General features: G+C 53.7%; 17 protein-coding genes and 1 tRNA gene. 10 read left to right on the top strand and 8 right to left on the bottom strand.

The genetic code is table 11. The annotated features are described in order from the left end of the window. Positions 1-26 precede the first annotated feature (26 nt). A complete protein-coding gene (cysE, locus tag MK110_08525; protein MCH2211333.1) occupies positions 27-845 on the bottom strand; it encodes a serine O-acetyltransferase in 819 nt (272 codons plus the stop codon). Between the two features lie 508 nt (positions 846-1,353). On the opposite strand from cysE, the gene MK110_08520 reads away from it, so the two are divergent. From MK110_08520 to recG, 3 genes are all read left to right on the top strand, one after another. Next, the gene (locus MK110_08520) at positions 1,354-1,851 is read left to right on the top strand and encodes a hypothetical protein (protein MCH2211332.1); all 498 of its coding nucleotides are present in this window, start codon (positions 1,354-1,356) and stop codon (positions 1,849-1,851) included. A gap of 401 nt (positions 1,852-2,252) precedes the next feature. After that, positions 2,253-3,992, top strand: coding sequence for a single-stranded-DNA-specific exonuclease RecJ (recJ, locus tag MK110_08515; protein ID MCH2211331.1), 1,740 nt, complete (start codon positions 2,253-2,255; stop codon positions 3,990-3,992). Positions 3,993-4,192: 200 nt separating this feature from the next. Beyond that, positions 4,193-6,301, top strand: coding sequence for an ATP-dependent DNA helicase RecG (recG, locus tag MK110_08510; protein MCH2211330.1), 2,109 nt, complete (start codon positions 4,193-4,195; stop codon positions 6,299-6,301). Positions 6,302-6,323: 22 nt separating this feature from the next. Here the strand turns inward: recG and MK110_08505 are convergent, their stop codons facing one another. From MK110_08505 to MK110_08490, 4 genes are all read right to left on the bottom strand, one after another. After that, a complete protein-coding gene (locus MK110_08505; GenBank protein MCH2211329.1) occupies positions 6,324-7,760 on the bottom strand; it encodes an MATE family efflux transporter in 1,437 nt (478 codons plus the stop codon). 207 nt (positions 7,761-7,967) lie between these two features. Then, the gene (locus MK110_08500) at positions 7,968-9,809 is read right to left on the bottom strand and encodes a carbon starvation protein A (GenBank protein MCH2211328.1); all 1,842 of its coding nucleotides are present in this window, start codon (positions 9,807-9,809) and stop codon (positions 7,968-7,970) included. Between the two features lie 537 nt (positions 9,810-10,346). Beyond that, positions 10,347-11,666 carry a glucose-1-phosphate adenylyltransferase gene (gene glgC / locus MK110_08495; GenBank protein MCH2211327.1) on the bottom strand — a complete coding sequence of 440 codons (1,320 nt, stop codon included), beginning with the start codon at positions 11,664-11,666 and terminating at the stop codon, positions 10,347-10,349. 79 nt (positions 11,667-11,745) lie between these two features. Next, on the bottom strand, positions 11,746-13,194 hold the full coding sequence (locus tag MK110_08490) for an MFS transporter (protein ID MCH2211326.1): 1,449 nt from the start codon (positions 13,192-13,194) through the stop codon (positions 11,746-11,748). 406 nt (positions 13,195-13,600) lie between these two features. Here MK110_08490 and MK110_08485 point away from each other — a divergent pair. Then, positions 13,601-13,673, top strand: a tRNA-Phe gene (locus MK110_08485). Between the two features lie 256 nt (positions 13,674-13,929). On the opposite strand, the gene MK110_08480 is transcribed toward MK110_08485, so the two are convergent. Then, positions 13,930-15,015, bottom strand: a complete 1,086-nt coding sequence (locus tag MK110_08480; GenBank protein ID MCH2211325.1) for a hypothetical protein — start codon at positions 15,013-15,015, stop codon at positions 13,930-13,932. 365 nt (positions 15,016-15,380) lie between these two features. On the opposite strand from MK110_08480, the gene MK110_08475 reads away from it, so the two are divergent. Further along, positions 15,381-17,657 carry a DNA translocase FtsK gene (locus tag MK110_08475; protein MCH2211324.1) on the top strand — a complete coding sequence of 759 codons (2,277 nt, stop codon included), beginning with the start codon at positions 15,381-15,383 and terminating at the stop codon, positions 17,655-17,657. A gap of 204 nt (positions 17,658-17,861) precedes the next feature. Here the strand turns inward: MK110_08475 and MK110_08470 are convergent, their stop codons facing one another. Further along, positions 17,862-18,860 carry a dihydrodipicolinate synthase family protein gene (locus MK110_08470; protein ID MCH2211323.1) on the bottom strand — a complete coding sequence of 333 codons (999 nt, stop codon included), beginning with the start codon at positions 18,858-18,860 and terminating at the stop codon, positions 17,862-17,864. Positions 18,861-18,918: 58 nt separating this feature from the next. Between MK110_08470 and MK110_08465 the strand changes: the two genes are divergently transcribed. The 5 genes from MK110_08465 to MK110_08445 all read left to right on the top strand — a co-directional run bounded on the left by MK110_08465 (position 18,919) and on the right by MK110_08445 (position 24,792). After that, complete coding sequence (locus tag MK110_08465; GenBank protein ID MCH2211322.1) at positions 18,919-20,067, top strand: glycoside hydrolase; 1,149 nt, start codon at positions 18,919-18,921, stop codon at positions 20,065-20,067. Between the two features lie 166 nt (positions 20,068-20,233). Then, positions 20,234-21,175 carry an amidohydrolase gene (locus MK110_08460; GenBank protein ID MCH2211321.1) on the top strand — a complete coding sequence of 314 codons (942 nt, stop codon included), beginning with the start codon at positions 20,234-20,236 and terminating at the stop codon, positions 21,173-21,175. 441 nt (positions 21,176-21,616) lie between these two features. Continuing rightward, a complete protein-coding gene (locus MK110_08455; GenBank protein ID MCH2211320.1) occupies positions 21,617-22,585 on the top strand; it encodes a thiamine pyrophosphate-dependent dehydrogenase E1 component subunit alpha in 969 nt (322 codons plus the stop codon). Positions 22,586-22,648: 63 nt separating this feature from the next. Then, positions 22,649-23,686: an alpha-ketoacid dehydrogenase subunit beta gene (locus MK110_08450; GenBank protein ID MCH2211319.1), complete on the top strand. Its 1,038-nt coding sequence runs from the start codon at positions 22,649-22,651 to the stop codon at positions 23,684-23,686. Continuing rightward, entirely contained in the window at positions 23,659-24,792 is a 1,134-nt protein-coding gene (locus MK110_08445) for an acetoin dehydrogenase dihydrolipoyllysine-residue acetyltransferase subunit (GenBank protein ID MCH2211318.1), read from the top strand. Before MK110_08450 ends, MK110_08445 begins: the two co-directional genes overlap by 28 nt. A gap of 237 nt (positions 24,793-25,029) precedes the next feature. Here MK110_08445 and ilvC read toward each other — a convergent pair whose 3' ends face one another. After that, positions 25,030-26,034, bottom strand: coding sequence for a ketol-acid reductoisomerase (gene ilvC, locus MK110_08440; protein ID MCH2211317.1), 1,005 nt, complete (start codon positions 26,032-26,034; stop codon positions 25,030-25,032). Between the last annotated feature and the right edge of the window lie 27 nt (positions 26,035-26,061).

Here is a 26,061-nt window from a genome sequence, read left to right as displayed (position 1 = left end):
ACGCGGATACTTAATCGGAATAAAAATTAAATGTCGATGCCGTGGTTCATGTAAAGTGACGGCTGATCCGTATCAGGACGTCCGACAGCTTCAGCTGGAACACCGGCAAACGTGGAATGCGGCGGCACATCGGTCAGAACCACGCTGCCGGCCCCGATTTTAGCGCCTTCTCCGACTTCGACATTGCCAAGAATTTTGGCTCCCGCCCCAATCAGAACCCCGCGCCGAACTTTAGGGTGGCGATCTCCTGAAGCCTTCCCTGTACCCCCCAATGTTACTTCATGCAGCATGGATACGTCGTCACCGACAACGGCTGTTTCTCCAATGACTACCGAAGTGCCATGGTCCATCAGAATTCCTCTGCCAATTCGCGCAGCAGGATGGATATCGACGCCGAAAATCTCGGAAATTCGATTTTGCAGGTGGATTGCCAGCAATGTCCGACCGTCCATCCACAGCCAGTGAGCAATTCTGTGGGAAGCCAGGGCATGAACCCCTTTAAGATACAGTAGCGGAACCAGACAGCAGTCGACAGCCGGGTCTCGTTCACGCACGGCCAAAATATCTGCCTGAATCGATTCCATGATGGAAGGATCTGAATTCACTGCACCTTCCGTAATCTCACGAAACTGTGTGCCGGACAGTGTCTGCGAATGTAGTTTTCCGGCAAGATGAAAACTGACGGCATCGGAAAACTGCTGGTGATTCAGAACAGACGTATGCAGATAATCGGCCAGCAACGGCTCGTTTTTCACATGGCGAAGCGCAGCGTCACGAATCGATGTCCAGACAGACTGTCCGGTTGCCGGGGTGGAAGAAGTTGAGCTTTTTGTGTTTTGTGTCACGAATCGTTTTCGGCGAATTTCGTTGATATGGTCGCAATTCACCCGGTCCCGCGGAATTACGACAGCATTTTTGAATTATTTCGTTCTGATGAGCTCTGAAGGACACAGAGGGTCCGGAAGTCAAAATATCATTTGATCGGATGATGTTATACGACACCTGCTCAACAGTCTGATCATTTGAACGCAACTCACAAGCCGGACTTCGAGATTGACCAAATTTGCTGACGTTTGACAGCTGTTGCTGAGACACAAGCCCTGCGGACGCGACGTTCTTTACTGAAATATGGGTCAGAAACAGCTTCGTACCCCCGCGTCGGGAACACAGTTCGGTGTCCTAGCCGCTTGTACTGTGTGGACACACAGAATGGCGTGCCGATTCCTCTCAACCTGTCAGCTCACCCGTCTGGCACCGGAAATCACACATCCGTACAATATCAGAACCGATCCGGCGGGATAGATCGTCTAATTCTCACTTGGCCGGATCGATATTTCTCCTGAAGGATTCAAGATGAGTAAGACCGGCAGTAACCTTTGGATGACTCTGGTGTTCGGAATTGCGGTCGGAGCATTTGCAGTCCAACTGTTGCCGCAGCAACCTGTTACTGGAGCCACCGCGAACAGCGCTGATAAGTTTTCAATGGTCACCGTACCTGTCGAAGGAATGGCCGACACAGAAGCCGTATTTATCCTTGATCATCTGACGGGTATCCTTCGGGGTGGGCGGCTGAACAATCAAACCGGAACGTTTACTCACCAGTACGTGCATGATGTTGCCGCAGATTTTCAGTCCAATCTCGGGCAAACAACTCCTGAGTACTGCATTGTATCCGGGGCGACTCAACTGAATGGCCAGGGTAATCAACCGGCCCGAGGCGCCCTCTACATCGCAGAAAAAAATTCGGGAGTTGTAGCTGCTTACAGCTTTACACTGCCACGGGGACGTGGCGCCAGCGGGTTACTGCCACTGATTCGAATTGATAACTTTAGTTTTCGTGAAGGAATTTGAATACTATTGTTTTTGTCATTGGACGCACTCAGAAATCCCGCATGTGGTCACCTCTTACAGCACACCTGTTGATTAAACATCGTATCAGTGCGACCGCCGGGACTGCGGCCCCCGGCTCGATGGATTTGATCGCAACGGTTTGATTCATGGACATGAAGGCTCCGGTCGCAGATGCCGGACATCCGCTCGCTCATCGGATACGTTGATTCCGATAAAACCGCTGCCGGTAATCTCGTCTTCAGGACGTGATTGCCGGCAGCAGTGATTCGAAACATCTGCTGCAAAGCCGCACATTGCCGGGAATTGACATCTCCGGCAGCGATCTGTGTAATCCGCAGACCATCGGCGCGACTGAATGACGGTTGCTTCAGCCGGCACCGACGGAAACCAAGGATTTAAAAATGCCCCGTCCGTGGTTGTTCCAGCCACATCAATCGGCTGCCATCACTAAGCTCTCACAGCAACTCCGTCTGTCTCCGCTTGTCGCTCAGGTATTGATCGCTCGTGGATACCAGTCAGCGGAAGTCGCGCGTGACTTTCTCAGTGCACGTCTGGCAGACCTCCTCGATCCGTGCCGGTTACCAGGAGTCAGTCAGGCTGCGGATCGCATTTTATCAGCAATCGCCGACCAGCGTCGAATCACAATCTACGGTGACTACGATGTCGACGGAGTGACTGCCACCAGTGTATTGTGGCACTGTCTCTCTTTAGCCGGGGCGACAGTCGATTACTATATTCCCTGCCGTATTGAAGAAGGATACGGACTCAATGCCGGGGCAATTCGTCAGCTGCATGAAGAAGATGCAGAGCGTTTACTGATTTCTGTGGACTGCGGGATTGCCAGTCCGAAAGAAGCCGCTCTGGCTCAGGAACTGGGTCTGGAACTAATTATCACCGATCACCACACAATCGGCCCGGAACTTCCATTGGCTTCATGTCTGGTTCATCCACGGCTGCCGCAAACAGATTACCCTTTTGGCGATCTTTGTGGGGTCGGCGTCGCATTTAAACTGGCATGGGCCGTTTGTCAGCGACTCGGCGACGGACGCAAAGCCAGTCCGCGTATGAAAGAATTTCTCAAGTCAGCTGTTGGACTGACTGCGATCGGAACTGTGGCTGACGTGGTACCGCTGCTGCAGGAAAATCGCGTGATCGTGCGCTACGGTCTTAGCACGATAAAAGAAAATGCGTCATTGGGACTCCAGGCACTGATGAAGGTCTCGAAACTGGATGAGAAACCGCAACTGACTGCTGAAGATATCGGCTTCGGTCTGGCACCTCGGCTCAATGCCGCAGGTCGACTCGGTCAGGCCCGACTGGCCGTCGAGTTGCTGACAACATCAGATCCGGAACGTGCCTCCTCCCTGGCGGATTACGTAGACCAGTTGAACAACAACCGAAAGACGGTGGAACGTCGGATCTTCAAAGCTGCCAGAGAGATGGTGGATCAGCAATCCGAATGGGAAAAACATCCCACACTGGTCCTTGCCGATCATGGATGGCATCCCGGTGTCATTGGCATCGTTGCCAGTCGGGTTGCGGAACGCTATGAAAAACCAACGGTCTTGATTGCTCTGCGGGAAGACGGAACGGGACAGGGAAGTGCTCGATCGTGGGCTGGATTTGATCTGTATTCCGGTATCGCTGCCTGTCAGGAGTGCCTAATCGGGTTTGGAGGTCATAAAGCGGCCGCAGGTGTTCGAATTGATGCAGGACGGATCAACGAATTCCGAACAGCTCTGGCAAACTGGACATCGACGCATCGGGGAGAACAGGATTCCGATTCGGCTCTGCAGGTCGATGCGGAAGTCCTGCTTTCTGAAGTCACACGCCGTGCTGTTGAGGAACTCAATCACCTGGGTCCATTCGGCGAAGCAAATCCGGTACCTCGATTTGCAGCCACCAACGTGGAACTGGCAGAGCCGCCGCGCACGATGGGCGAAGGAGATCGTCATCTGTCACTTCGTATTCGGCAGCATCAAACCGTCATGCGTGCAGTAGCCTTTGGTCGTGGAGAATGGGCGGAAGAAATTGCTGCCGTTAACGGACATCTGTCGGTGTGTTTTGCTCCGGTCATCAACTCGTTTCGAGGTTTTGAACGCGTGGAATTGAGACTGATCGACTGGAAACCAACAGGTTGACGTATCGCAGCCGGTCAGATGAAATGAAGATTCACCTCCCGACCGGATGATACAGTCAACTTCAATTCACTGATGATCCTGTTTGCGGCTCGCCTGCAGCTTCAGTCGATAAAATTCTCACAAATACATGTCTGCGCAGGACCTTAGCGGCTTCTGATGTAGTTCTGCACAGGTAAGTGCAACGTCAGACTTGGACTGGTATGTTGTCTCAACCGGATTCTCAGCGCCTCAATGAACGAAACCATCTGGGGACGCCCGTTCAGTTTGTACCGGGTGTCGGTCCGGTCCGGGCGGAACTTCTGCACAAGCTGAATATCCGCAGTGCTTTCGATCTGCTGTATCATCTGCCGCATTCATTTCATGACTTCAGCAATGTGAGAACGGTCCCCCGGCTGGAGTCCGACGTTGAACAGTCTGTCCACGGCATTGTTGTCGAACGAGACTCCCGCAAACTGACAAATGGCCGCAGTCTGGTAGGAATTTTGCTGGACTGCAGCGGTCATTTCGTGAGAGGCACCTGGTTCAATCAGCCGTGGATGTTCAGCAAATTCAGCGATGGCGACCACGTGGTCTTCAGAGGCAAACCCAAACGCCGGTCCGGACGCTGGGAATTCAGCAATCCTCATCTCCACTTTCCGGCGACGGATGACGATGACCTGATGAGTGCTGCCGGGGTGCTGCCTCGTTATTCACTGACCGAAGGAATTTCGATGGATCAGATGCGTCGCATGACCGCTGCCGTCGTCGAATACTGTGCGAGTGAACTGATCGATCCACTTCCTGAACACTTTCGCAACTACCATGAACTTTCGGGCCTCGCTGAATCGTTACAGGGTGTGCATTGTCCTCAATCGGTCCAGGACTTCAGGCAGGGACGACACCGACTCATCCTGGATGACCTGCTGGAATTTCAGCTGGGGCTGGCGATACGTCGCCGCTTATGGAATCACGCATCGAAAGCTCACACCGTCGCAACACCACCGGTTGTGGATGCCAGAATTCGAAAACTCTTCAGTTTTCGGTTCACTGACGGACAGAATGCCGCGGTTGCTGAAATCATCGAAGATCTGGGCAAACCGCAGGCCATGCATCGCCTGCTCCAGGCAGACGTTGGTGCCGGTAAAACGGCTGTCGCCGCCTACGCGATGCTGTCCGCTGTGGCGGCCGGTTATCAGACGGTGCTGATGGCACCTACGGAAGTTCTGGCAACGCAGCACTGGCAGACATTCGAAGAACTACTCAGTCACAGTCAGGTTAAACGGGGATACCTGGTCGGAGGACTTCCCGCGGCATCGAAACGCCGACTGCTGGAGGAAATTGCTGAGGGCGAATGCCGCTTGATTGTCGGAACACAGGCCGTCATTCAGGACAGCGTGCATTTTAAAAATCTAGCACTTGCCGTGATCGATGAACAGCATCGATTCGGAGTCCGGCAGCGAGCTCGGTTCGGCAGTGAATCGGAATCACCTCATGTGCTCGTGATGACGGCTACGCCCATTCCTCGCAGTTTGTGCCTGACCCGTTTCGGTGATCTGGACGTCTCACTGATTCAGGAAATGCCGCCTGGCCGTCAGAAGGTGGTGACATCGAGAGTCTCAGATTCTGTTAATCAGGCGAAAGCATGGGACTTTGTGAGGCAACAGATTCAGAAAGGTCGGCAGACGTATGTTGTGTGTCCCCGCGTTGAGGGTCAGCACGAGGATGATGATGCAAGTGCCGAATCCGTGTATCGGCAGCTTTCGTCCTCCGAACTCTCCGGACTGCGCGTCGATCTGCTTCATGGACGAATGGATCGAGATAAACGACATGAAGTTATGAACCGATTTCGACATCACGAATCCGATGTGCTGGTCAGTACCACAGTGATTGAAGTCGGAGTCGATGTTCCGAACGCCACCATCATGGTCATTCGCCAGGCAGAACGCTTTGGCCTTGCCCAGCTGCATCAACTTCGCGGCCGGGTTTGCCGGGGTCGCTTTCAGGGCTACTGTTTTCTGTTTTCGGATGTGGACTCCCCCGAAGCACAGGCTCGTATTAACGCTCTGGTGGAATCGTCCGACGGTTTCGTTCTGGCAGAAAAAGACGTGGAATTACGAGGCCCGGGAGATGTTCTTGGAACCCGGCAAAGCGGAGTTCTGCCCCTGCGGGTCGCTAACCCGGTCCGTGACATATCGATCCTTGCCACCGCTCGACGCATGGCCTTCGATCTGGTCCGTACGGCGGAGTTTGACGGACCGGATTATGCCGCCCTGAAATCTCTGGTGCTCGAACGCTTTGCAGACGTGCTTGACCTGCCCCGCACAGGATAATCCGGTGCAGAATTAACAGCCTTCAGACCCGTTTTCGCAGCCAGCTGCGGCCCAGATAACGCCATAACAGTAGTGCCGCACGCAATGTGACATCGACAAACATCCCCGTCCACGCCCCAATCAGTCCCATTCCGAGATGAACGCCCAGGAACCACGCCAGCGGCAGCCGCAGACAAATGGTACCGGTAATTGTGGCGATCATCGGCCACTGTGTATCTCCCGCGCCGTGCAGAGCGAATTTCAGCACCAGAAACACAATCAGAGGGATCTGAAACAGTGCCATCGCTCGAAACGGTTCTGCGCCCACTGAGGTAATTTGAGGATCACTGTGCATTGCGAGATAGATCGTTTCCGCCCCCCAGAAAAAAACAACCGTAACAATCACTCCCAGAACACAGCACTGGAGGGTGGCCACAATGCCGGCCCGAAAAGCCCGACGAATTTTTCGAGCTCCCAGACACTGACCGGTAATTGCCGCAGCCGACTGTCCCCAGGCAATTGCCGGAAGATAAGTGATGGCTTCCACCTGCAGTCCTACCATGTGTGCTGCAAAGATTACGTCGGCGGAAAACGGCATTCCTGTTACATTGCGGATGATGATCAAAAAACTGAACTGCCCCAGCCAGTTGATCAAATTGTCGGCTGCTGCGTATCCCCCCAGACTGACAAGCCGCCGGATGATTTGTGAGTCCGGACGCATGAGTCCCGGCCGAAATCGAAGAGCACCGCTTCCCGACAGCAGGACGCAGGCCATCATCAAACCGCCGGCGAGTCTGGCACCGACTGTTCCTGCTGCGATCCCGTACACACCGAACGCCGGCAGCCAGTCGGTCGCGGCAGAGATCGGACTCTCGGGACCAATTCCGTAAACAAAGCAGCAGGAAAGAATGATGTTCAGAACATTAATCGTTCCAAGAACTAACATGGGTCTCGCCATATCACCGGATCCGCGAAGCGCTGCTGCTCCAACGAATACGATTCCGGAGAGAACATGACCGATCGCATCCATTCTCAGGTAATTCAGACCAACCACAGCCGTCGGCCCCTCCAGCGCAAATGCCATGACGAATACCGGAGCCATCACATACAGAAACGCCGACATTCCCAGGCTGACCAACTGGCCGACAATCAAGGCAGTGTGCATGACACGATTGGCCTGCTCTGGCTCGCCCGCTCCTAAATGTCGCGCGACGATCGCTGTTGTGCCGATACAGATTGTGCTCACCACCAGACCTGCCAGCCAGCCAATGTAAGCCGCCATGCCGATAGCGGCTGTCGCGGCTGCATCGATTCGTCCGCTGAGCCACGTGTCGAAGAGTGCCACACAGAAAGTGAGCAACTGCTGCAGCAGAGTCGGCAGTGCCAGGATAAGTATCCTTTGCCCAAGATGACCGTGCAGGATCTGATGGGTTTTCAGTGCACCGTCTTTGCGGCAGGTCGTTATACTGCTGTCTGACAACGGTGAAGACTACTTTCAGTATGCCGGAGCGGGCAGAAGAAAACTCGTCTGGTCGAGGAGACGTGAACCGCTGGTTCCTGTGTCAGCTGTCAAACCGGACGTCGACACTCCCGAATCACCGGAATGTTCCTGCAGACGACTCGTCGAAATATGCGATTCATTAATCAACTGATAACAATAACATTGTTGTGATGCTCGTGTTCGGCATCATCCTGTCCCGCCATGAGCTGGAGTCAGTGGCTGAACCTCTTCTTCGATAACGCCGCGAATCCTTGGATACAGCAACACACATTCCAGCACCATCCAGGCCTGCAAAGCAAGAATTGCCAGTGCGAATCCTGTCAACAACCACTGGCCATGCCCTAACCAGCCGGTTTCACTGTTGAACAACTGCCAGAATAAGGCAACAGTCGGCAGGATCGACATCGCAAACGCAGGGATTAGTGCAAACAAAACCGGCAACCCGCGACGAGCCAGATAAAACACCAGGACCAGGAAGGCGAGACCGGCCAGCAACTGGTTGGTCGCCCCGAACAGAGGCCACAGAATTAATCCCCCTTTGCCGGCTTCGTGATTTGGTCCGCCAGGAATCATGGCCACCAGAGTTCCCAGCGTCACAGCACACAGCGTCGCTGCATATTTGCCTGACAGAGGCTGCAGATGCAGCGTGCCGGCAAGTTCCTGAATTACGTACCGCTGAAGACGAGTCGCCGTATCAAGCGTTGTCGCCGCAAAACAGGCCACCAGCACCGCAATGATTCCCACCCCAAGTTTCAGTGGAATCCCCAGGGCATTCACGAAGTTCGCTCCTCCCTGAACAAATGCACCAATCTTCGCACCCAGACTGAAGCCGGCCCAGCTGCTGTCGGCTTCATAAACCTTTCGCCAGGCTTCCCGCCCGACAACAGCACCGCCGTTCTCTGACACCACCGGTGCCCACTCACCACCTGAGTTGTCAATACTTCCCATTCCCAGTCCGGCACAGCACGCCAGAATAACGAGCACCGCGAGCGCCCCTTCAAGGAGCATTGATCCATATCCAACGTACTGAGCATCGGCTTCACTGCTGATTTGTTTGCTGCTCGTTCCACTGCTCACCAGACAGTGAAATCCACTGCACGCACCACAGGCAATCGTAATAAACAGGAACGGAAAAATCGGAGGAGCGTCCGCCGGAACGACGGTCGCAACTGCCGGAGCGCTGTCCGCCAGATCAGCCTGACCTGTCAGACACGCAACGACGAACCCTCCGATCAGAAGTGCCAGAGCGACCAGCAATTGCTGACTGTTGATGAAATCTCTCGGCTGAAGCAGCACCCAGACAGGCAACACCGACGCGATGAAGCAGTAACCCATCAGAACCACAGTCCAGGTAATCACCGGAGATCCCGCGATCCACAGCCACTCAGGCAGGTGCAGCTGAAAAAAGTCGGTGTAGACCCCCAGCAGAACGGAACCATACAGAATTGCCAGTGCCGCAATCGACGGCATCAGCAGGCTGCCCTGACGTCGATGCACCCACAACCCCACTCCAACGGCAACCGGCATCGCAACCCACACGGAAAGCACAGACTCCGGATAAATCGTGAAGATGCTGGCGATCACCAGACCAAAAATCGCCAAAACAATCGTCAGAGCAAAAAACAGAATCAGTAAAAATAAAAGTCGTGCCCGGGGATTGATCAGTCGCCCCGCAACTTCGCCAATCGTCTGTCCCTGATTTCTCAGTGAAATTACGAGTGCCGCGAAATCATGGACCGCACCGACAAAGATCGATCCCAGGACGACCCACAGCAATGCCGGCAGCCAGCCCCAGAAGACGGCAATGGCCGGGCCAACAATAGGCCCTGTACCGGCGATACTGGTAAAGTGATGACCGAACAGCACATGACGATTGGTGGGCACATAGTCTACGTCATCCTGAAGCTCGACTGACGGTACAACCGCCGTCGGATCAGTACGAAAAATACGCCGGGACAACCAGCGACCATATGTGTGGTAGGCAACGATAAATCCGATAAACGACAAAGCAGCGACCAACAATGTCATCATTTCCATATCTCCAGATACTGTCTGGGTCCGATGGTGCTCGCACAGGCATCAATACAAGACTTCAGGAACTCAACCTACTACTGCTTTTTCACTTCCAGATGCCGCAGCACCACTGAAATTATGATTTTTCAGATGCACTCAAGCCTCACGACAGTGTTACATAACTCCCCAACCAGGCAGTGACGATGCCAACCGTCTTCTTTAAACCGACATCAAAACAGGACAACAACGGCTCTCATCTCATGCGATTAATTAACCCGACTGCTCATCGGGACAGTGCAATCTAAAATGCGACGCACCAATACGACCTGAAGCACGAACGGACATCACGCACGATGCTTCCGGAACCAGCATCCTTACCATTCCGTGATGTGCCACACATGGTAAGCCGGCAGACAGAGACAGCGACAGCGACCGGACCAGTCTGGTCACTTTCAGCAGCAACACCCGTCTATGTGTTACGAAGTGTTAACAAAACACCAGTCGAATTGACAACCTGGACAGGGAATTCGAGATGATCATCAGACGACAGTGTTACTGGTCGTGACCACAGCCCCGGACTCGTTTCGGAACACGAGATTCGTTTCTCAGCAGATGAGGCTCTTTGACCGACGCAGAGGTACCGGGACGGCGAAACTTAGCATTTTGCGGCACAATGACGATTCCCGAATCGCTGATCGTCAGGTTATTTGCACGATCTTCCTCAGCGTCGTAACCGATCCGAGTGTTTTCGGGAATCTGAACACCCTTGTCGATGATTGCCCGACGAACGCGGCAATACCGCCCGATATGGACATCTCCGTAAAGGATCGAATCCTTGACTTCAGCATAACTGTTGACTCGCACCCGCGGGCCAATAATGCACCGATCAACCATACCTCCCGAAATCACTGATCCGGCGCACACCATACTGTCTGTCGCCCGTCCCACCCGTGGAAGTCCGCTGGTGTCGTCATTGAAAACAAACTTCGGAGGTGGAAGCGGCGGTTGTGCTGACCGAAACGGCCAGGCTGGATCATACAGATTCAGTTTTGGATGGACGCTGATCAGATCCATACTGGCTTCATAGTATGAATCAATCGTGCCAACATCTTTCCAGTACGCAGAATCACCGGTGTTCGAATCGACAAACGACCACGCCCGAACCACATGTTCATCAATGATCGAAGGAATAATGTCCTTGCCAAAGTCTCGATGGCTGCCAAGCCTGTTGGCATCTTCGCAAAGTCGCTCAAACAGAAATTCCGTGCGGAACAAGTAAATACCCATCGACGCCAGACATCGGGACGGATCACCAACAATCGGGTCCGGATTATCCGGCTTCTCACGAAAACTGAGGATCCGGCCCGAATCATCAGCCTGCATAACTCCAAAACGCCGTCCGTCCCGACACAGCACAGGCAGACAGGCGACCGTACACTCTGCCTCCGACTGCATGTGATCATGCACGAAGCCTGAGTAATTCATCCGGTAGATGTGGTCTCCACTCAGGATCAACACGTGAGAGGGCCGCTGTTGTTCAATCGCATAGATGTTTTGATACAGGGCGTCCGCTGTTCCCTGATACCAGTTTTCGTCGACTCGCTGTTCAGGCGGACGAACTCGGATGAACTCTCCGAGTTCCGCGGACAGGAAATGCCAGCCGCTTTCAATATGACGTTCGAGACTGGCCGCCTTATACTGAGTGACCACCAGAATTCTGCGAAGCCCGCTGTTGATACAGTTGGACAGCACGAAATCAATGATGCGAAAGTAGCCCCCAAACGGCACAGCCGGCTTACTTCTGTCGCGTGTCAGTGGATCCAGTCGGGCGCCCTTACCACCGGCCAGGATGACTGTCAGAACGTCGTTCAATGGACATCCCTCCCCATTAATCGTCTGTACACCCATTTTGTAGCGTTTTTCAGTAACTCCGCGACCCCTTTAGACATGATTATTCATCATTCTGCTGTTGTTGGCCCAATGACTCTGTTCCGGTATCCAGCCGAAAAAACATCGCCCCGGGAATCATGACCACGGCAAGTGCTGCAAATACCAGATATCTCAGGCGGTAGGCTGATTCGGCACCGTCCAGGTAATCTGTCACAAGATTTGAAATTTTGATGAACACGGCCGATGCCAGGATACCAAGCCAGCTCAGCAAATTGAGTGCTCCAATGACTCTTCCTTTCTGATTCGCCGGTGGTGCTGACTGGATGTATACCTGAATGGGAATCATGAAAACACCTGCCGAGAATCCCAGAAAGAACAAACTGCCACGCAGCATCCATTCCATCCTGTCCGCCTGAAACAATTCCACCGGAATCGATTTTGGTATATCTGACGGCAGGGGAGATCCGGCCAGTCCACTGCTGACGAAAGCAGTCACAGCCAGTGCCAGCACAATCATCCAGCCGCCAGCCCTGACCCACATCGAACCGTCACCCGAATTCCAGCTGAATATACCCGCAGTCAGACAACCAACGCCGATTCCCACACCGATGGACGCGGCCAGCAGACTGGTGCGAGTCTTACTCAGTCCGTAAGTGAGTTCTCCCAGACTGTTCACCGCCGGCTGTGTCACACCACCAATAAACCAGAAGAGCATGGCCATCATCAAACAGTTTCGCAACACGGGTCTGTTCCAAATCAGTCGCCAGGTTTCTCGCGGAACAAACAACATTTCCAACCGTAACGGTAACTCAGAGTGAGTCGGTTGGGTGCGTCGGATCAGAAGTGAACTGAGTGTCCCTGCGAACGCAATTCCTACCGCGATCACGCTGGCATACCACAACGAGTCTTCCAGTACATCCAGGGCAATTCCGGCCAGTGCCATCCCGAAAATGATGGCCAGAAAGGTCGTCATCTGGACCGCTCCGTTGACCGGCAACAGCTGATTGCGTGAAAAAAGTTCCGGAAGAATCCCGTACTTCGAAGGACCAAACAAAGCACTCTGGCCACCCATCATTGCCAGGACACCAATCAGCAGGACTAACCGGAAATGTGTCGAAATATCGCCCGTCAGCAGAACAATCAGGACACATGCCATCACAGCGATCTCAGCAACTTTGCACAGGACAATCACTCGCTGTCTTGAACAGCGGTCGGAGAGATATCCACCCAGCCCTGACAGCAGCACGAAAGGAAGCGCAAACGCAAACATCGCATAAGGCTGAAGATCGATTCCTGAACCCGTTTGTTCCCTGGTGACACGTTCGAACTCAACACACTTCAACAGCACAATCTGTTTGAAATAGTTGTCATTAAACGCCCCCAGAAACTGCGTGATCACGACTCCCGCAAAGATGGGGCTGGCGACCAGACCGGCTATTCCTGTATCTGCCAATGAGTCGACAGGTGAATCGCCCGGATTCGTTTCCATTGAGCCAGACAGATTCGACATGCAGCTCCTTCCAAACACCATCGTCCTTCAGTCGGGCGAGTCGATCATTACACTGTAGTTGACTCCCACAACACAGAACACCCCTGACTGATCGTGGTCGCAAATGACTGGTGTGCGTGTTGATCGACATATCAGCAGCACCGGCTGTCATTATGAGTCTTCACAGTAATTCCGCCACTAAAGAATTGGATTCAGAGTTAGTCCCGACACATCAGAACTCAGCAAATCCGACATTATCCCAGGTATCCACAGATCGGCGCAACCCGCCTCGCATCTGCATCCGGACCGGTTACCGATTCATCCCCCGGGAACCACGGAACAAAGGGTTGTAAGCTTCCGAACTCGTCATTAGACTCCGCCGCTCGCAACATAACATTGCGGGCAGGAAGCACGGACTGTAGCCTGCGGGCGGATAGCTCAGTTGGTAGAGCACAGGACTGAAAATCCTGGTGTCGCCGGTTCGATTCCGGCTCCGCCCAATAACAAGACGAGTCGGCAACTGCGGTTGCCGATTTTTTTTTTTGCGATGTCGGAGATGTTCATGCTGTGACCGGATGACTTGCGGACGTCCGATCTCACCTCATGTTTTTTCCTCGTGGCGAAAATCGTTCGTCTGATCAGAACGTATCGGTTTGCAATCGCCACCTGATCTTCACCGATCCGGCCCGTGGCACAGACTGCGGACGATCGATTCCTGGAGGCCGCATTCCGTGATCGCTGCCACCGCAGATTCACCTACGGAAGCGAAACAGTTTTCAGATTGACACGCTTATCCTGATCTATGAGCACGATCGCAGAATCATCATTCAACTGATCCATCTGGACGACTCCCTGCAGCGAATCAATCTTTTCATAGGTTTGTCCGGCCACTCCACCGCGGCGGACCGGCTCACTCAAACCTATGTTGTCACTTAAACCCGATGTCGTAATCTTCATGACACCACGTCGATCATTACTAAGCAGCAGGTAGTCTGTTCCGTCTCTGTTGTAGCTGATCATATCCAGAGGCCGATTGCGGTTTCCAAGCTCAGCCACCGTTGTTGCCTGAATCCGGTCTCCGGCATTCCTCAGATCATTCAAAGGGATCTTCACGAGAGGTGTGCAGGTATACGCAGCAAGCAGATTCGGTTCACCATCAATCATCAGTGTGATGAACGTCCTGGCGGCCGCATAGTCTTCTTCCCTTCCGTGTGCCGCATGGTAGATCGCGATGCCGGTTCCTCTGTCAATCGCGGAAAACGGAAAGCTGAATTCCCGAACACTCGACGGCACTTCTCCGGCTGTCAGGCCGGACACCAGAATGCGTCCTTCATAGAAAGCAATGTCGGTGATAGCGTCTCGGCGATCATTCCGCTTGCGGCGTCCGCGCTGCACCAGCCGGTCTTCGGGTGCATTCGGAAGAGTGGCTTTGGCAAACGGAACATTTTCGAGGGAAAGTCGCGTTATTCGTCCTGCTCCTTCAATTTGACATATTACGGGAACTTCGCCCGCAGTCCCTGATACGAATACAGTTCCGGTACGAGGGTTAACCACCAGGTCGTTGATGATAGTCTCGGCATCACAGGCGTCACTGAGCGCTGTTCGAAAGTCAGTGATGTTGATGTCAGTACGTACCGGGTCACCGGAAAAGTCACCGGTCGCAATCGCAAAAACGGCGGCGGATTTTGTATCACCAACGAACAGCACGTCATCTGGCCCAAACGCCAGCGCTCCGGCTGACTGCAGATTTGGTGTGCCGCGTTCCAGCCCCCAACGATCGTCGCTCAGCACACGCACCGGACACATCAAAAGAAATGCAATCAGGAAAGTCAGCAACCTCATCATACCGTCCCCGTGAAGGTGTGGACTGTGGTGAACAACAGTAATCCGAATGTAACGAACAGCCGGTCTGTGCAGATTACCTGGCCGGCCACAAATGGCAAGACAGCAGGGGAACCTGTCAAGATCGCTTCAGTTTTATCTGTGGTTTGGTCACAGATCAGCGATCCAGGCCATACTTCGCCAGCGTAATCACCCGATCCCACACAGGCGGACTGCTTGACTGACTGCTAATGATGGCAGTTGTCCGAATCCCGTTGCGTTTTCGCAACATCTTTAGCGAAGTTTCGAATCTGCATTAACGTCGAAGTGGTAGCGTTGGATTGTGCTAACTCGAATTCTTCTGTTTATGTTTCATCACTCCACCTATGTTTGACTTCGAAAGATTCAGAAACGACGCACTTGCCCTGGGGCTTCTGGCTCTGGTGGTGTTCGTTGGGTTGAGTTTTCTGAGTTACGATCCGGCTGACCCGCCATCTGACCTTATATTTCCGGTACGTCGGTCACCACTGAATATTTGCGGAAGCTTGGGAGCAGACATCGCATTTTACGGGCGACATTTGCTTGGGTTCGGTGTGTGGGTCGCGATGGCTGCTGTGGTGGCGTGGGATATGAGACTGCTGTCACGCGACAAGACACGCGGCAACCTGCTGTCTCTGACCGGAACTCTGATTCTGGTGATCTTCGGCTGCGTAGCGTTACAGCTGGCGGCTCCCACATTCGATTCCGGCTCCACATGGGGAAGCGGCGGCATGGCAGGTGCCGTGGGCGGAACATTGCTGACGCATTTTTGCGCCCCGACCGGTGTCATCATCGTGGTGACCTGCGGCCTGATTTCGGGATGGATGCTGTCGCCACTGTGGCACCTCACCAATCCGGGGCTGAAGCTTGCTGCTACCCCCGTCGCAATCGTATCGACGGCCACCGGTCTGTTGCGATTGCAGCCGGCCTGGCGATCATCGATCGAGGAAACCAGCAATCATCCCGATCAAAATACATCCCGATTGGCTAATATCGAAGAAGAAGAAGAAGAAGAAGAAGAAAGTTCCTGGGATGATGAGCCGCTCGACTCAGAGGAGGAATCTGCCAGTCTGAGAATTAATCCACCTGTGGCTTTGACTGTGCACGCCCCGGCTGAACCACGAATGCAGCGCGAATACCAACTGCCGGAAATCGAGCTGCTCGATCCGCCGGAAGACTTTGATTACGAATATTTGGCGAAAAAAGCTCGTCTCGCTGCCGCAACCCTTGAGAGTACATTCCAGCAGTTTGGCCTGAACATCAAGGTATCGGAAGTTGATACCGGCCCAGTGATCACTCAGTTTGAATTGGAACTCGAACCCGGTTTGCGCCTGAGCAAAGTCACAGCCCTGGAAGATGACCTTGCCATTGCACTGCGGGTGCCGTCGGTTCGCGTCGTGGCACCGATCCCTGGCAAGAATACAGTTGGCGTCGAAGTCCCCAATGAGAATCAAGTGACCGTTCGGCTTCAGGAACTACTGCTGACCGCCGGCAGTGAGATCGAAAAACTTAAGATTCCACTGCTCGTGGGAAAAGACGTGAGCGGCCATCCCATGGTCGTGGATCTGGCTAAAATGCCCCATCTGCTGATCGCAGGACGAACGGGGACCGGAAAGAGCGTCTGCCTGAACAGTCTCATCCTGTCCATGTTGATGACACGGACTCCGGACGAAGTCAAAATGCTGATGATCGACCCCAAGATGGTTGAACTCAGCCCGTACAAAAATCTGCCGCATCTCATGCATCCGGTTATTACGGACATGAAAAAGGCAGAGGCTGTTCTGGCGTGGGCCGTTGATAAAATGGAGGAACGCTACGATCTTCTGGCGCGGGTCGGCGTACGTCATCTCGATGGCTTCAACAAGCTTAGCCGAGGAAAAATCCTGGATCGACTGGGGATCAGCGAGTTACATGAAGAAGCAGAGAATATCCCTCACAAGATGCCGTACATCGTGATTGTTGCCGATGAAATGGCTGATCTGATGATGACATCCGGTAAGGATGTTGAAGCGCACATCATACGTCTGGCCCAGAAATCCCGAGCTGTTGGTATTCACTTGGTACTGGCCACCCAAAAGCCAACCGTCGATGTGATCACTGGTCTGATCAAATCGAACCTGCCGGCACGGATTTCATTTCAGGTTGCCAGCAAGATGGACAGTCGTGTTGTTCTGGATGAAGGTGGCGCCGAACGGCTGCTGGGATGTGGCGACATGTTGTATCTCGCTCCCGGAACCAGCAGCGTGTCCCGAGCACAGGGCACATTCGTCAGCGACGATGAAATCACCGATGTCATTGACTTCTTTGGCGACCTGGAACCGGATTACAGTGAAGAACTGCAACAGATTGTAGCGGGCAGCTCCACATCAGGCGGAGGCGGGGATAACGCACCACGACAGGCCGATGATCTGTACGAGAACGCCATTGATGTCGTGGTCAGGGAAGGGCGAGGCAGCGTTTCCCTGCTCCAGCGATGTCTGGGCATCGGCTACGGTCGTGCCGCCAGAATGATCGACTGGATGGCCGAAGACGGAGTCGTTGGTGAATACAACGGTGCTCAGGCCCGCGAAGTTATTTATTCACCGGAACAGTGGGAAACGGTGAAAGCCTCTCGCGAATCATAAGGTTCTGTAAGGTTACTGATGTGCAACGACACATCATCCTCAGTGAACGACGAAGGTGAGGCTTCGACGAGCATCCAGTGATATCAGACATCAACAGGATACTCCCCTGGACTCTCCGGCAGGACCATGACCGATTGACCTCTAAGAAAACGCAGTCCTGCATCTCATCTCCAGTGCAGGAACTTCTGCACTGTTTCGCTGATTTTACTGCTGAACATTCGGAGTACCGCAATCCAGCAGCATCCGGCGCGTCTGCTCTTGAAATTTTTCACGGATGTCGCGTGTGGGAGGACGACAGCGGCTGGAGTCGAGGCCCACCAGCTCCATACAAAGTTTGTCGAGGTAACCGTCGCCACTGGTGTGTTGCTCCATCTCGGCCCAGAGTTGCATAAAGGGCAGAATGACCCGCATCATTTGCTGTTGGGCTTCGACATAGCGTTGTTCTTCCAGCAACTGCCAAAGCTTTACACCGAACTGTGGCCAGTGGTTACAGATATGAAGCTCAATACTCCTGGCGCCAAGAATGTGGCTGGTCAGGAAGCGGTTCTGATTATCGATGATGCTCAGTCGATCTGAAAACTGGGCCACGACAGATTCAAACGTCATCCACGTGGCGTCCGCAGTCGCCCATTTGAGTCCGACCATATTCGGAATCTCTGCCAGTCGTTCCACCATTTCCGTGGAAACCCCCGTACTGGTCCAGTAGGTGTTGTAGACAATGATACCTACGTCTGCGGCCTGTGCGGCGGCAGCAACGAATTCAAAGAAGTCCTCTTCTGTATGCCCGAAATAAAACGGCGGAGAGACCTGAATGTAGTCCGCTCCCAGTCGTTCGGCGGCTCGAGCCAGTTCGATCAGTTCGCGGGTGTTTGTGGTTTGCGCGCCCATGGCCACCGGCACCCTGCCGTCAGCTGCCTCGATGACAGTTTCCGCAACCTGCAAACGCTCTGAAAAACTCATTGTGGAAAAATCACCGGCAGCACCACCGGCCAGCAGGACGGCCGTGTCCTCGTTGATTCCTCCCTCGCGAAGAAACTGCACGTGTCTGCGGATGGCCGGTAAATTCAGTTCCAGGTCCTCATCCTGAAACATAGTGGGAACGGTGACATAGCAGCCGGATAATCGATTTTTCAGTTTCTCACGGTCCACAGAAACAGTTCCCTTCCAAAACAGATACCATTCAGCATTTACCAGAGCTGTCATAGTAGAAGCATTCACGATAAACGCGACTGATCTGCACATCACCTGTTGGGAAATGAGGATGACTGAACCGATCCGGAGAAATCACTTTGGGCAAACACTCATGTTGTGGTCCCTGACACCGGGAATACTGTTCAACACTGACCGGATCACAAATGCAGCCGAGGAATCAGAATCGCCAACCTTTGAAGAGCAAACATTGTTTCAAAGTGGAACCGAAGGCTACTACTGCTATCGAATTCCCTCACTGCTGATGACAAAACACGGGACGATTCTGGCATTCGCGGAAGCACGAAAGTTGGGCTGCCGCGATCACGGTGATATTGATCTGGTCGTGAAACGAAGCTTCGACAGCGGCAAAACCTGGAGCTCAATGCAGGTAATCGCCGACGATGGCAATCACACGATGGGCAATCCCTGTCCGGTCGTGGACAGGAGTACGGGAACCATTTGGCTTCCCTGCTGCCGGACGAACAGGGAAATCCTGGTTATGAAGAGTACGGATGACGGAAAAACCTGGTTGGAGACGGTTAATATCAAAGTCCAGACGGCCAACCCGGCCTGGCATTGGTTAGGAACCGGCCCTGGCCATGGAATCCAGTTGAGTAACGGTCGACTTGTCATCCCCTGCTGGGCCGATGCGACGCCTAATCTTGGTGAGATTCAACAGTCCTTTGCCTTGTACAGTGACGATGCAGGCGCGAGCTGGACGGCAGGGACAGCACTGGAATCCAACATGTCGGATGAATGTGAAGTCGTCGAATTGGAGGACAGGTCACTCTATATGAACGCCCGCAGCCGACAGGGAAAGCATCAGCGCGCCTATGCCTTCAGTCAAAACGGTGGCGAAACCTGGTCCCCGATCAAATTCGATCCAACTCTTCCGGAACCATCGTGTCAGGGTGCACTGGTCCGATTTACAGACACAAATCGATTCGAACGCAGTCGAATTTTGCTGTCCTCGCCCGCCGCGCAGAACACAAGAAGTCACATGACGGTTCGACTCAGCTACGACGAATGTCAAAGCTGGCCTGTCTCAAAGATTGTACATGAAGGTTCATCGGCGTATTCCGATTTGACCGTCTCAGCTGATCGACACATATTGTTGCTGTATGAGGTAGACAAATCTTCCAGCCTCACACTGGCCCGATTCAATATTCAGTGGCTAACTGACGGCACAGATAACCTGCGGCCATCGCGCCGTCCATAATACTGGACGACCGCATGAAACAGAATCAGGGGAACAACTGTTGCCCTAAGCCAGTACTCGAATCAATCCATCATTCGGAAGCCCAGGTGATTCGAAAACGTATGAAAACAGTACGCTTGATCCCACCCGACTGTGCGCCAATCACAACTGAAAATTAAGGAAACCGATGGACAAACCAACTTTTCTTGACCGCCGAAACATGCTGGTCAGTAGTCTGGCCGCCGCGACCATGTCACTGGCTGCAGCACCGGCAAAAAAACGGCTGCTGATCGACACTCACCTTGAAGTCTGGACTCTCGATCCTCAGTTTCCGTTTAATCACCCTGAAGCCGGTCCAAATCTGAATGTGCAGCAACCGGCACCGATCGAAAATCAGGTAAAACAAATGGAAGATTTCGATCTGCGGTACGCGGTACTGATCAATCCTCGCTACTTTGGCTGGGACAATTCCTATATTGCCCACTGCGTGCAGCGTTACCCGGACCTTTTCGTGGGCCATGGACTGCTCGAACCCGAAGATCCCAAAGCCGCCGAAAAACTTCGATATTGGGTGACGGAACGCGGGCTGCACGGAATGCGATTCAGCCCGATCTACCACCCGGACTCAACATGGCTGAATTCGAAGGAACATTATCCGCTGTGGCGAGAGGCGGAGAAACTGGGTGCCGTGTTCAACTATTACATCGCTCCTCATCAAATGCCGATGCTGGAAGAAATGGCAGGTCGCTTTCCTGGTGTGAAGATCGTGGTGGACCACGCGGGGAAGCCGGACCTGAAGGCCAAACATTGCTGGCCGGAATTTCGAAAGATGTTTCGTTTGAAGAAATTCCCTCAGGTCTGGATCAGCAATTCTGAGCCGTATGAGATGTCAGAGATCAAGCAATATCCGTACGAAGATACGTGGCCATTCTACAAAGCCATTTATGAAGAGTTCGGTCCCAAGCAACTGGTGTGGGGAACCGGTTATCCACGTCCGCGCTGGGAATTACCAATGGACAAGGAACTCGAGTTTGTGGACAGGTACTGTGACTTCTACACCGATGCCGATCGTGAACTGTTGCTGGGCCGTAATGCGCTGGATATCTGGGATTTCCCAGGCAGCGTATGATCACATGTCCCCGGTACGTTTAACGGCTCTTCCGTACCCGCATTCAGAACTCAAATAATCCCCGTCTTTGGACGAATACAGTGAGATCGCCGACTCCGGCCGGTGGACATGTGTTTGAGGTCGATCTGGAATTACGGAACACGTCACCTGTGAGATGTGTGAACAGTATCAGACTGCTCACGTTTGCCTGGGAAACCGAGTGCAGGAACATGCAGATGCGCTCGGAATTTCAGCTCCCGGATTGACACCCATCGTATGAACAGAGGATTTACGTTCCCTGCTCCACCTATGAAATCTCTTCTGTCCGCTTAGTCGCAACTCGGACGGAGATCATTCTCAACAGGACTCGAACCAGCTCTGACTATCCGCTGGCGGATTACGTGTCCCATTGATATAAGTGAGATATCATCGATCCATAATCCATAGCTGCAAGGCAGAACGATGGACCTCACGAAGAATGAGTTACTGCGAACGTATCGGGTGATGAAAACAATTCGCGAGTTCGAAGAACGGGTTCACGTGGAGTTTGCTGCCGGAGAAATCCCCGGGTTCGTACATCTTTATGCCGGCGAAGAAGCCAGTGCTGCCGGTATTTGTGGTCATCTGACCGACGAAGACTCTATCGCGTCCACGCACCGCGGGCATGGACACTGCATTGCCAAAGGCGTGGATGTTAATCGCATGATGGCAGAGATCTTTGGACGAACCACGGGGCTTTGTCGCGGTAAGGGCGGGTCGATGCACATCGCGGATCTCGACATGGGAATGATGGGTGCCAATGGCATTGTCGGTGGCGGACCACCACTCGTCTGTGGAGCGGCGCTTGCGGCGCAGCGGGCAGGAAAAGGCAACGTGGCCGTCGCCTTTGTCGGAGACGGAGGTTCAAACCAGGGGACGACGTTTGAAAGCATGAATTTGGCCAAGATCTGGAACCTGCCGGCAATTTTTGTGGTGGAAGACAACGGATATGCAGAAGCAACGTCGTCTTCTTATTCGATTGGTGCCGAAAGCAATGCGAAGCGTGCCGAAGGATTTGGATTGCCAGCTGTAAGGGTTGACGGACATGATTTCTTCGCTGTCTATACGGCGGCAGGAGAGGCCATCGAACGTGCAAGGAACGGTGGAGGCCCCTCGTTCATCGACTGTCAGCTCAACCGCTACTACGGCCATTTCGAAGGCGATGCGCAAACGTACCGCGGACCGAATGAAACCAAGATTCTGCGGGATGAACAGGACTGCCTGTTACTGTTCGCCGAACGCGTCACTCGTGACACTGACGTGACTCAGGCTGATCTGCAGGCAATCGATCAGGATGTGGCAACCTTGATCGAAGATTCCGTGACAGCCGCAAAGGCGGCACCGAAGCCGGATCGTGCAGAACTTTTAACAGACGTGTACGTGTCCTACTGATTTTTCTGCGATACAAACTGAATTCGACATCAGTTCATTTTCCCTGTGTTCAGGAGTTGCACGATGGCCCGGACTTTGACCTATCAGCAGGCGATTAACGAAGCCCTCGATCAGGAGATGGCGAGGGATTCCAGTGTGATCCTGATGGGCGAAGACATCGCGGGAGGGCAGGGTGCTGACGGCGAAGAAGACGCATGGGGCGGCGTGCTGGGCGTCACAAAAGGACTGTATGCAAAGTACGGCGACCGCGTGATGGACACACCAATCAGCGAATCCGCATTTGTCGGCGCCGGTATTGGTGCCGCAACGGCAGGTCTGCGTCCGGTGGTTGAGTTGATGTTCAATGATTTTCTGGGTGTGTGCTTCGACCAGATTTTTAATCAGGCAGCAAAATTTCGCTACATGTTTGGAGGTAAGGCAGAAACTCCCGTGGTGATTCGCACCATGATCGGCGCCGGATTTCGCGGTGCGGCTCAGCATTCGCAGTCACTGTATTCTATCTTCACACACATCCCCGGTTTGAAGTGTGTGGTGCCTTCAACTCCCTACGATGTCAAAGGCCTGCTGATCTCAGCAATTCGAGACAACGATCCGGTCATCTTCTGTGAGCACAAGGGGCTGTATCAGCTCGAAGGCGATGTTCCCGAAGAATCTTATACGATTCCGTTCGGCGAAGCTGAAATCGTCCGCGAAGGAAGCGATGTCACCATCGTCACCCTGTCCGAAATGGTGCATGAGTCCGTCAAAGCTGCCGAACAACTGGCAAAAGAGGGAGTTGACTGTGAGGTCATTGACCTCAGAACGACCTCTCCACTGGACGTTGAAACCGTACTCGACAGTGTGGAACAGACCGGACGCGTGGTTGTCGTCGATGAAGCAACTCCTCGTTGCAGCATGGCAACTGATATCTCAGCGTTGATTGCTCAGGAAGCGTTCGGAGCACTCAAGGCCCCCGTTAAAATGGTCACCGCACCGCACACTCCGGTTCCGTTCAGTGACAATCTGGAAGACCTGTACAAACCGAACTCGGAGAACATCATTCCAACCGTCCGCGAAGTTTCGGAGTACCAAAAGTGGGCAACCCCCGTATCGACAAGCTGATCATGCCCAAATGGGGTTTCGCAATGACACAGGGCCGCATCGGCGAATGGAAAGCCGCTGAAGGATCTGTGATTGCCGCCGGCGACGAAGTCCTGGAAATTGAAACCGAAAAGGCCATCGGAGTGGTGGAATCTCCAATTGGCGGAACACTGCGCCGTCTGGTAGCACAGCCTGATCAGGAAATCCCGGTTGGCGGACTGCTGGCCGTGGTCGCCGATCCCACAGTGCCCGAAGAAGAAATCGATCGGTATGTCGAGGGATTCGTGGTCGAAACCGTTGAAGAACAGAATCAGTCTCAGGAGACCACCCCCGCGTCGATTGAGGTCGGCAGCCGGAATATTCAATATCTGAAACTGGGGGAGGGTGGACCGCCTTTGGTTCTCGTCCACGGGTTCACCGGCAACCTGAATAACTGGTTGTTCAACCATGCCACGCTTGCCGAAGAACGAACGGTGTATGCCCTGGATCTGCCGGGACACGGCCTGTCGTCAAAGGACGTGGGAGACGGTTCAATCCAGACACTCACCGGCGTGCTCTGCGATTGGATGGATGCCCTGGACCTGCCACGTGTGCACCTTGCAGGCCACTCACTGGGAGGAGGTATCGCAATGGACACCGTTTTCCGACACTCCGATCGACTGCTGTCCTGCACGCTGATTTCCAGTGCCGGGCTCGGACTGGATATTGATGAGGAGTATCTCGACGCTGTCGTCCGTACCGACCGCCGCAAACAGCTCCGCCCCTGGCTCGAACGACTCTTCGCCGACCGAGAGCAGGTCACTCGTCAGTCGGTGGACGATTTATTGAAGTTCAAACGCGTTGACGGCGTGCAGGACGCACTGACGACCATCGTCGGCCAGTTGACGACGGATGGCCAGCAGACGGTTGTATTTCGAGACCGACTGGATCAGATCGAAATACCGGTCCAGGTCGTCTGGGGTGAAAGTGATCAAATCATTCCTCACAAACACGCCGAAGAACTCCCGGACAGCTGGCGGGTTCGTGTGTTCGAAGACTGCGGACACATGGTCCAGATGGAAGCCGCCGTTCCTGTCAACAGGCTGATCTCAGACTTCCTGCGGGATTGCGATCAAACGGCCCCGTGATGGTTTCGGAAATGTTGTCATTGGGAATCGTCTGCACCCCGCGGTGACCGAAATTAACTCCCACGGGTGAACAGAAAGACGGAGGTGACTCCCGGTCTGCTGAGATCAAACCAAGGTGGTTCCTTCGGTCCCGTGTGAGCGTGTTGCTTTCTGCGGGATGCACAGCTCGTTGGTCCGACAAACAGAATCTGACACATCTTCATAACAGATGGACGTGGTGTCATTGCCTTTCGGCAATCAGTCAGTGGCGGTTTTGTTCACGTCCTGGATCATTCGGATCACGCGATCTTCGGCAAGACTCATGGGATGAGCGAGAGCCTTCTGCCAAAACTGTTCCAGACGTTTTGACGCAGCTTCGTTGTCCTGAGTCCATTCCTTGACGAATGCCCCTCCCTGAATGTCGTTGACCAGATTGTGCCGCGCCTGGTCCCGAACTTCTTTGCTGATCAGATTCCCGGCGCGGGTCAGCGTTCCGTACTGGCTGGTTGTCGAGTGATACTTCATTTGCTTGTAGAATCCGTATTCCGCCATCAATCCCATAATTTCAGAACTCTCGGTCGACGCATACAGAGCCATCACCACGTTTTCCGAAGGGATTCCGTTCTCGACAGCTAACTCAAAGCAAAACTGCAGCCACGCAGCGAGTCCGGCCCACACAACCTGCTCCGTATACAAATTGAGTTCTGCCTCGCCGCGAAAAGACGTCTGATAGATTCCGGCACGCGTCAGTCCCATGCCTTTGCACAAAGCCAGAGCAACCTCACGGGCATTCCCGGTTGTATCACGCTCCACCGCGAACTGACTGATCACTCCCTGGCCCTGTTCGTATCTGGTACGAACAACATTACCAGGCATCATCGGAGCGATCATGATCCAGTCCGCCTCAACGGACGGACTAATCACTTCGAAACCAACGTTGTATCCACTTCCCCAGCAAAGAACGTTGCCCGCTTGGATTCCCGGAGCTATCTGATCATCCCAGATGAGCGGCATCGCTTCATCGGTGGTAAGCACCAGCAGTACGTCTCCGGCAGCAGCGGCTTCCGGAATTTCAACCGGGTCGAATCCCTCACGGACGGCCAGGTCCCGGTATTCATCATCCCGATTTCCAATCACAACCTGTACGCCACTGTCACGCAGGTTCAGTGCCTGTGCACGTCCCTGATTCCCGTAACCCAGTACGGAAACCGTTTTGCCGTCCAGAGCCTTCAGGGAGACGTCATCATCCTTGAGTAACTGCATCAGGCACCTCTCAAACGTCTAAAATAA

The sequence above is a fragment of the Fuerstiella sp. genome (genome assembly GCA_022447225.1).
Lineage (GTDB): Bacteria > Planctomycetota > Planctomycetia > Planctomycetales > Planctomycetaceae > S139-18.
Note: the sequence above shows the minus strand (reverse complement) of the source record. Positions and strands in the feature narration are given on the sequence as shown.

Bases quoted from the DNA above. Each gene is read 5' to 3' on its own strand.
- MK110_08490 (MCH2211326.1), bottom strand. From the start codon at position 13,194: ATGTCGAATCTGTCTGGCTCAATGGAAACGAATCCGGGCGATTCACCT.
- MK110_08520 (MCH2211332.1), top strand. From the start codon at position 1,354: ATGAGTAAGACCGGCAGTAACCTTTGGATGACTCTGGTGTTCGGAATT.
- recJ (MCH2211331.1), top strand. From the start codon at position 2,253: ATGCCCCGTCCGTGGTTGTTCCAGCCACATCAATCGGCTGCCATCACT.
- MK110_08500 (MCH2211328.1), bottom strand. From the start codon at position 9,809: ATGACATTGTTGGTCGCTGCTTTGTCGTTTATCGGATTTATCGTTGCC.
- MK110_08460 (MCH2211321.1), top strand. From the start codon at position 20,234: ATGGACAAACCAACTTTTCTTGACCGCCGAAACATGCTGGTCAGTAGT.
- MK110_08450 (MCH2211319.1), top strand. From the start codon at position 22,649: ATGGCCCGGACTTTGACCTATCAGCAGGCGATTAACGAAGCCCTCGAT.
- recG (MCH2211330.1), top strand. From the start codon at position 4,193: ATGTTGTCTCAACCGGATTCTCAGCGCCTCAATGAACGAAACCATCTG.
- MK110_08465 (MCH2211322.1), top strand. From the start codon at position 18,919: ATGACTGAACCGATCCGGAGAAATCACTTTGGGCAAACACTCATGTTG.
- MK110_08470 (MCH2211323.1), bottom strand. From the start codon at position 18,860: ATGACAGCTCTGGTAAATGCTGAATGGTATCTGTTTTGGAAGGGAACT.
- ilvC (MCH2211317.1), bottom strand. From the start codon at position 26,034: ATGCAGTTACTCAAGGATGATGACGTCTCCCTGAAGGCTCTGGACGGC.
- MK110_08475 (MCH2211324.1), top strand. From the start codon at position 15,381: ATGTTTGACTTCGAAAGATTCAGAAACGACGCACTTGCCCTGGGGCTT.
- MK110_08480 (MCH2211325.1), bottom strand. From the start codon at position 15,015: ATGAGGTTGCTGACTTTCCTGATTGCATTTCTTTTGATGTGTCCGGTG.
- MK110_08455 (MCH2211320.1), top strand. From the start codon at position 21,617: ATGGACCTCACGAAGAATGAGTTACTGCGAACGTATCGGGTGATGAAA.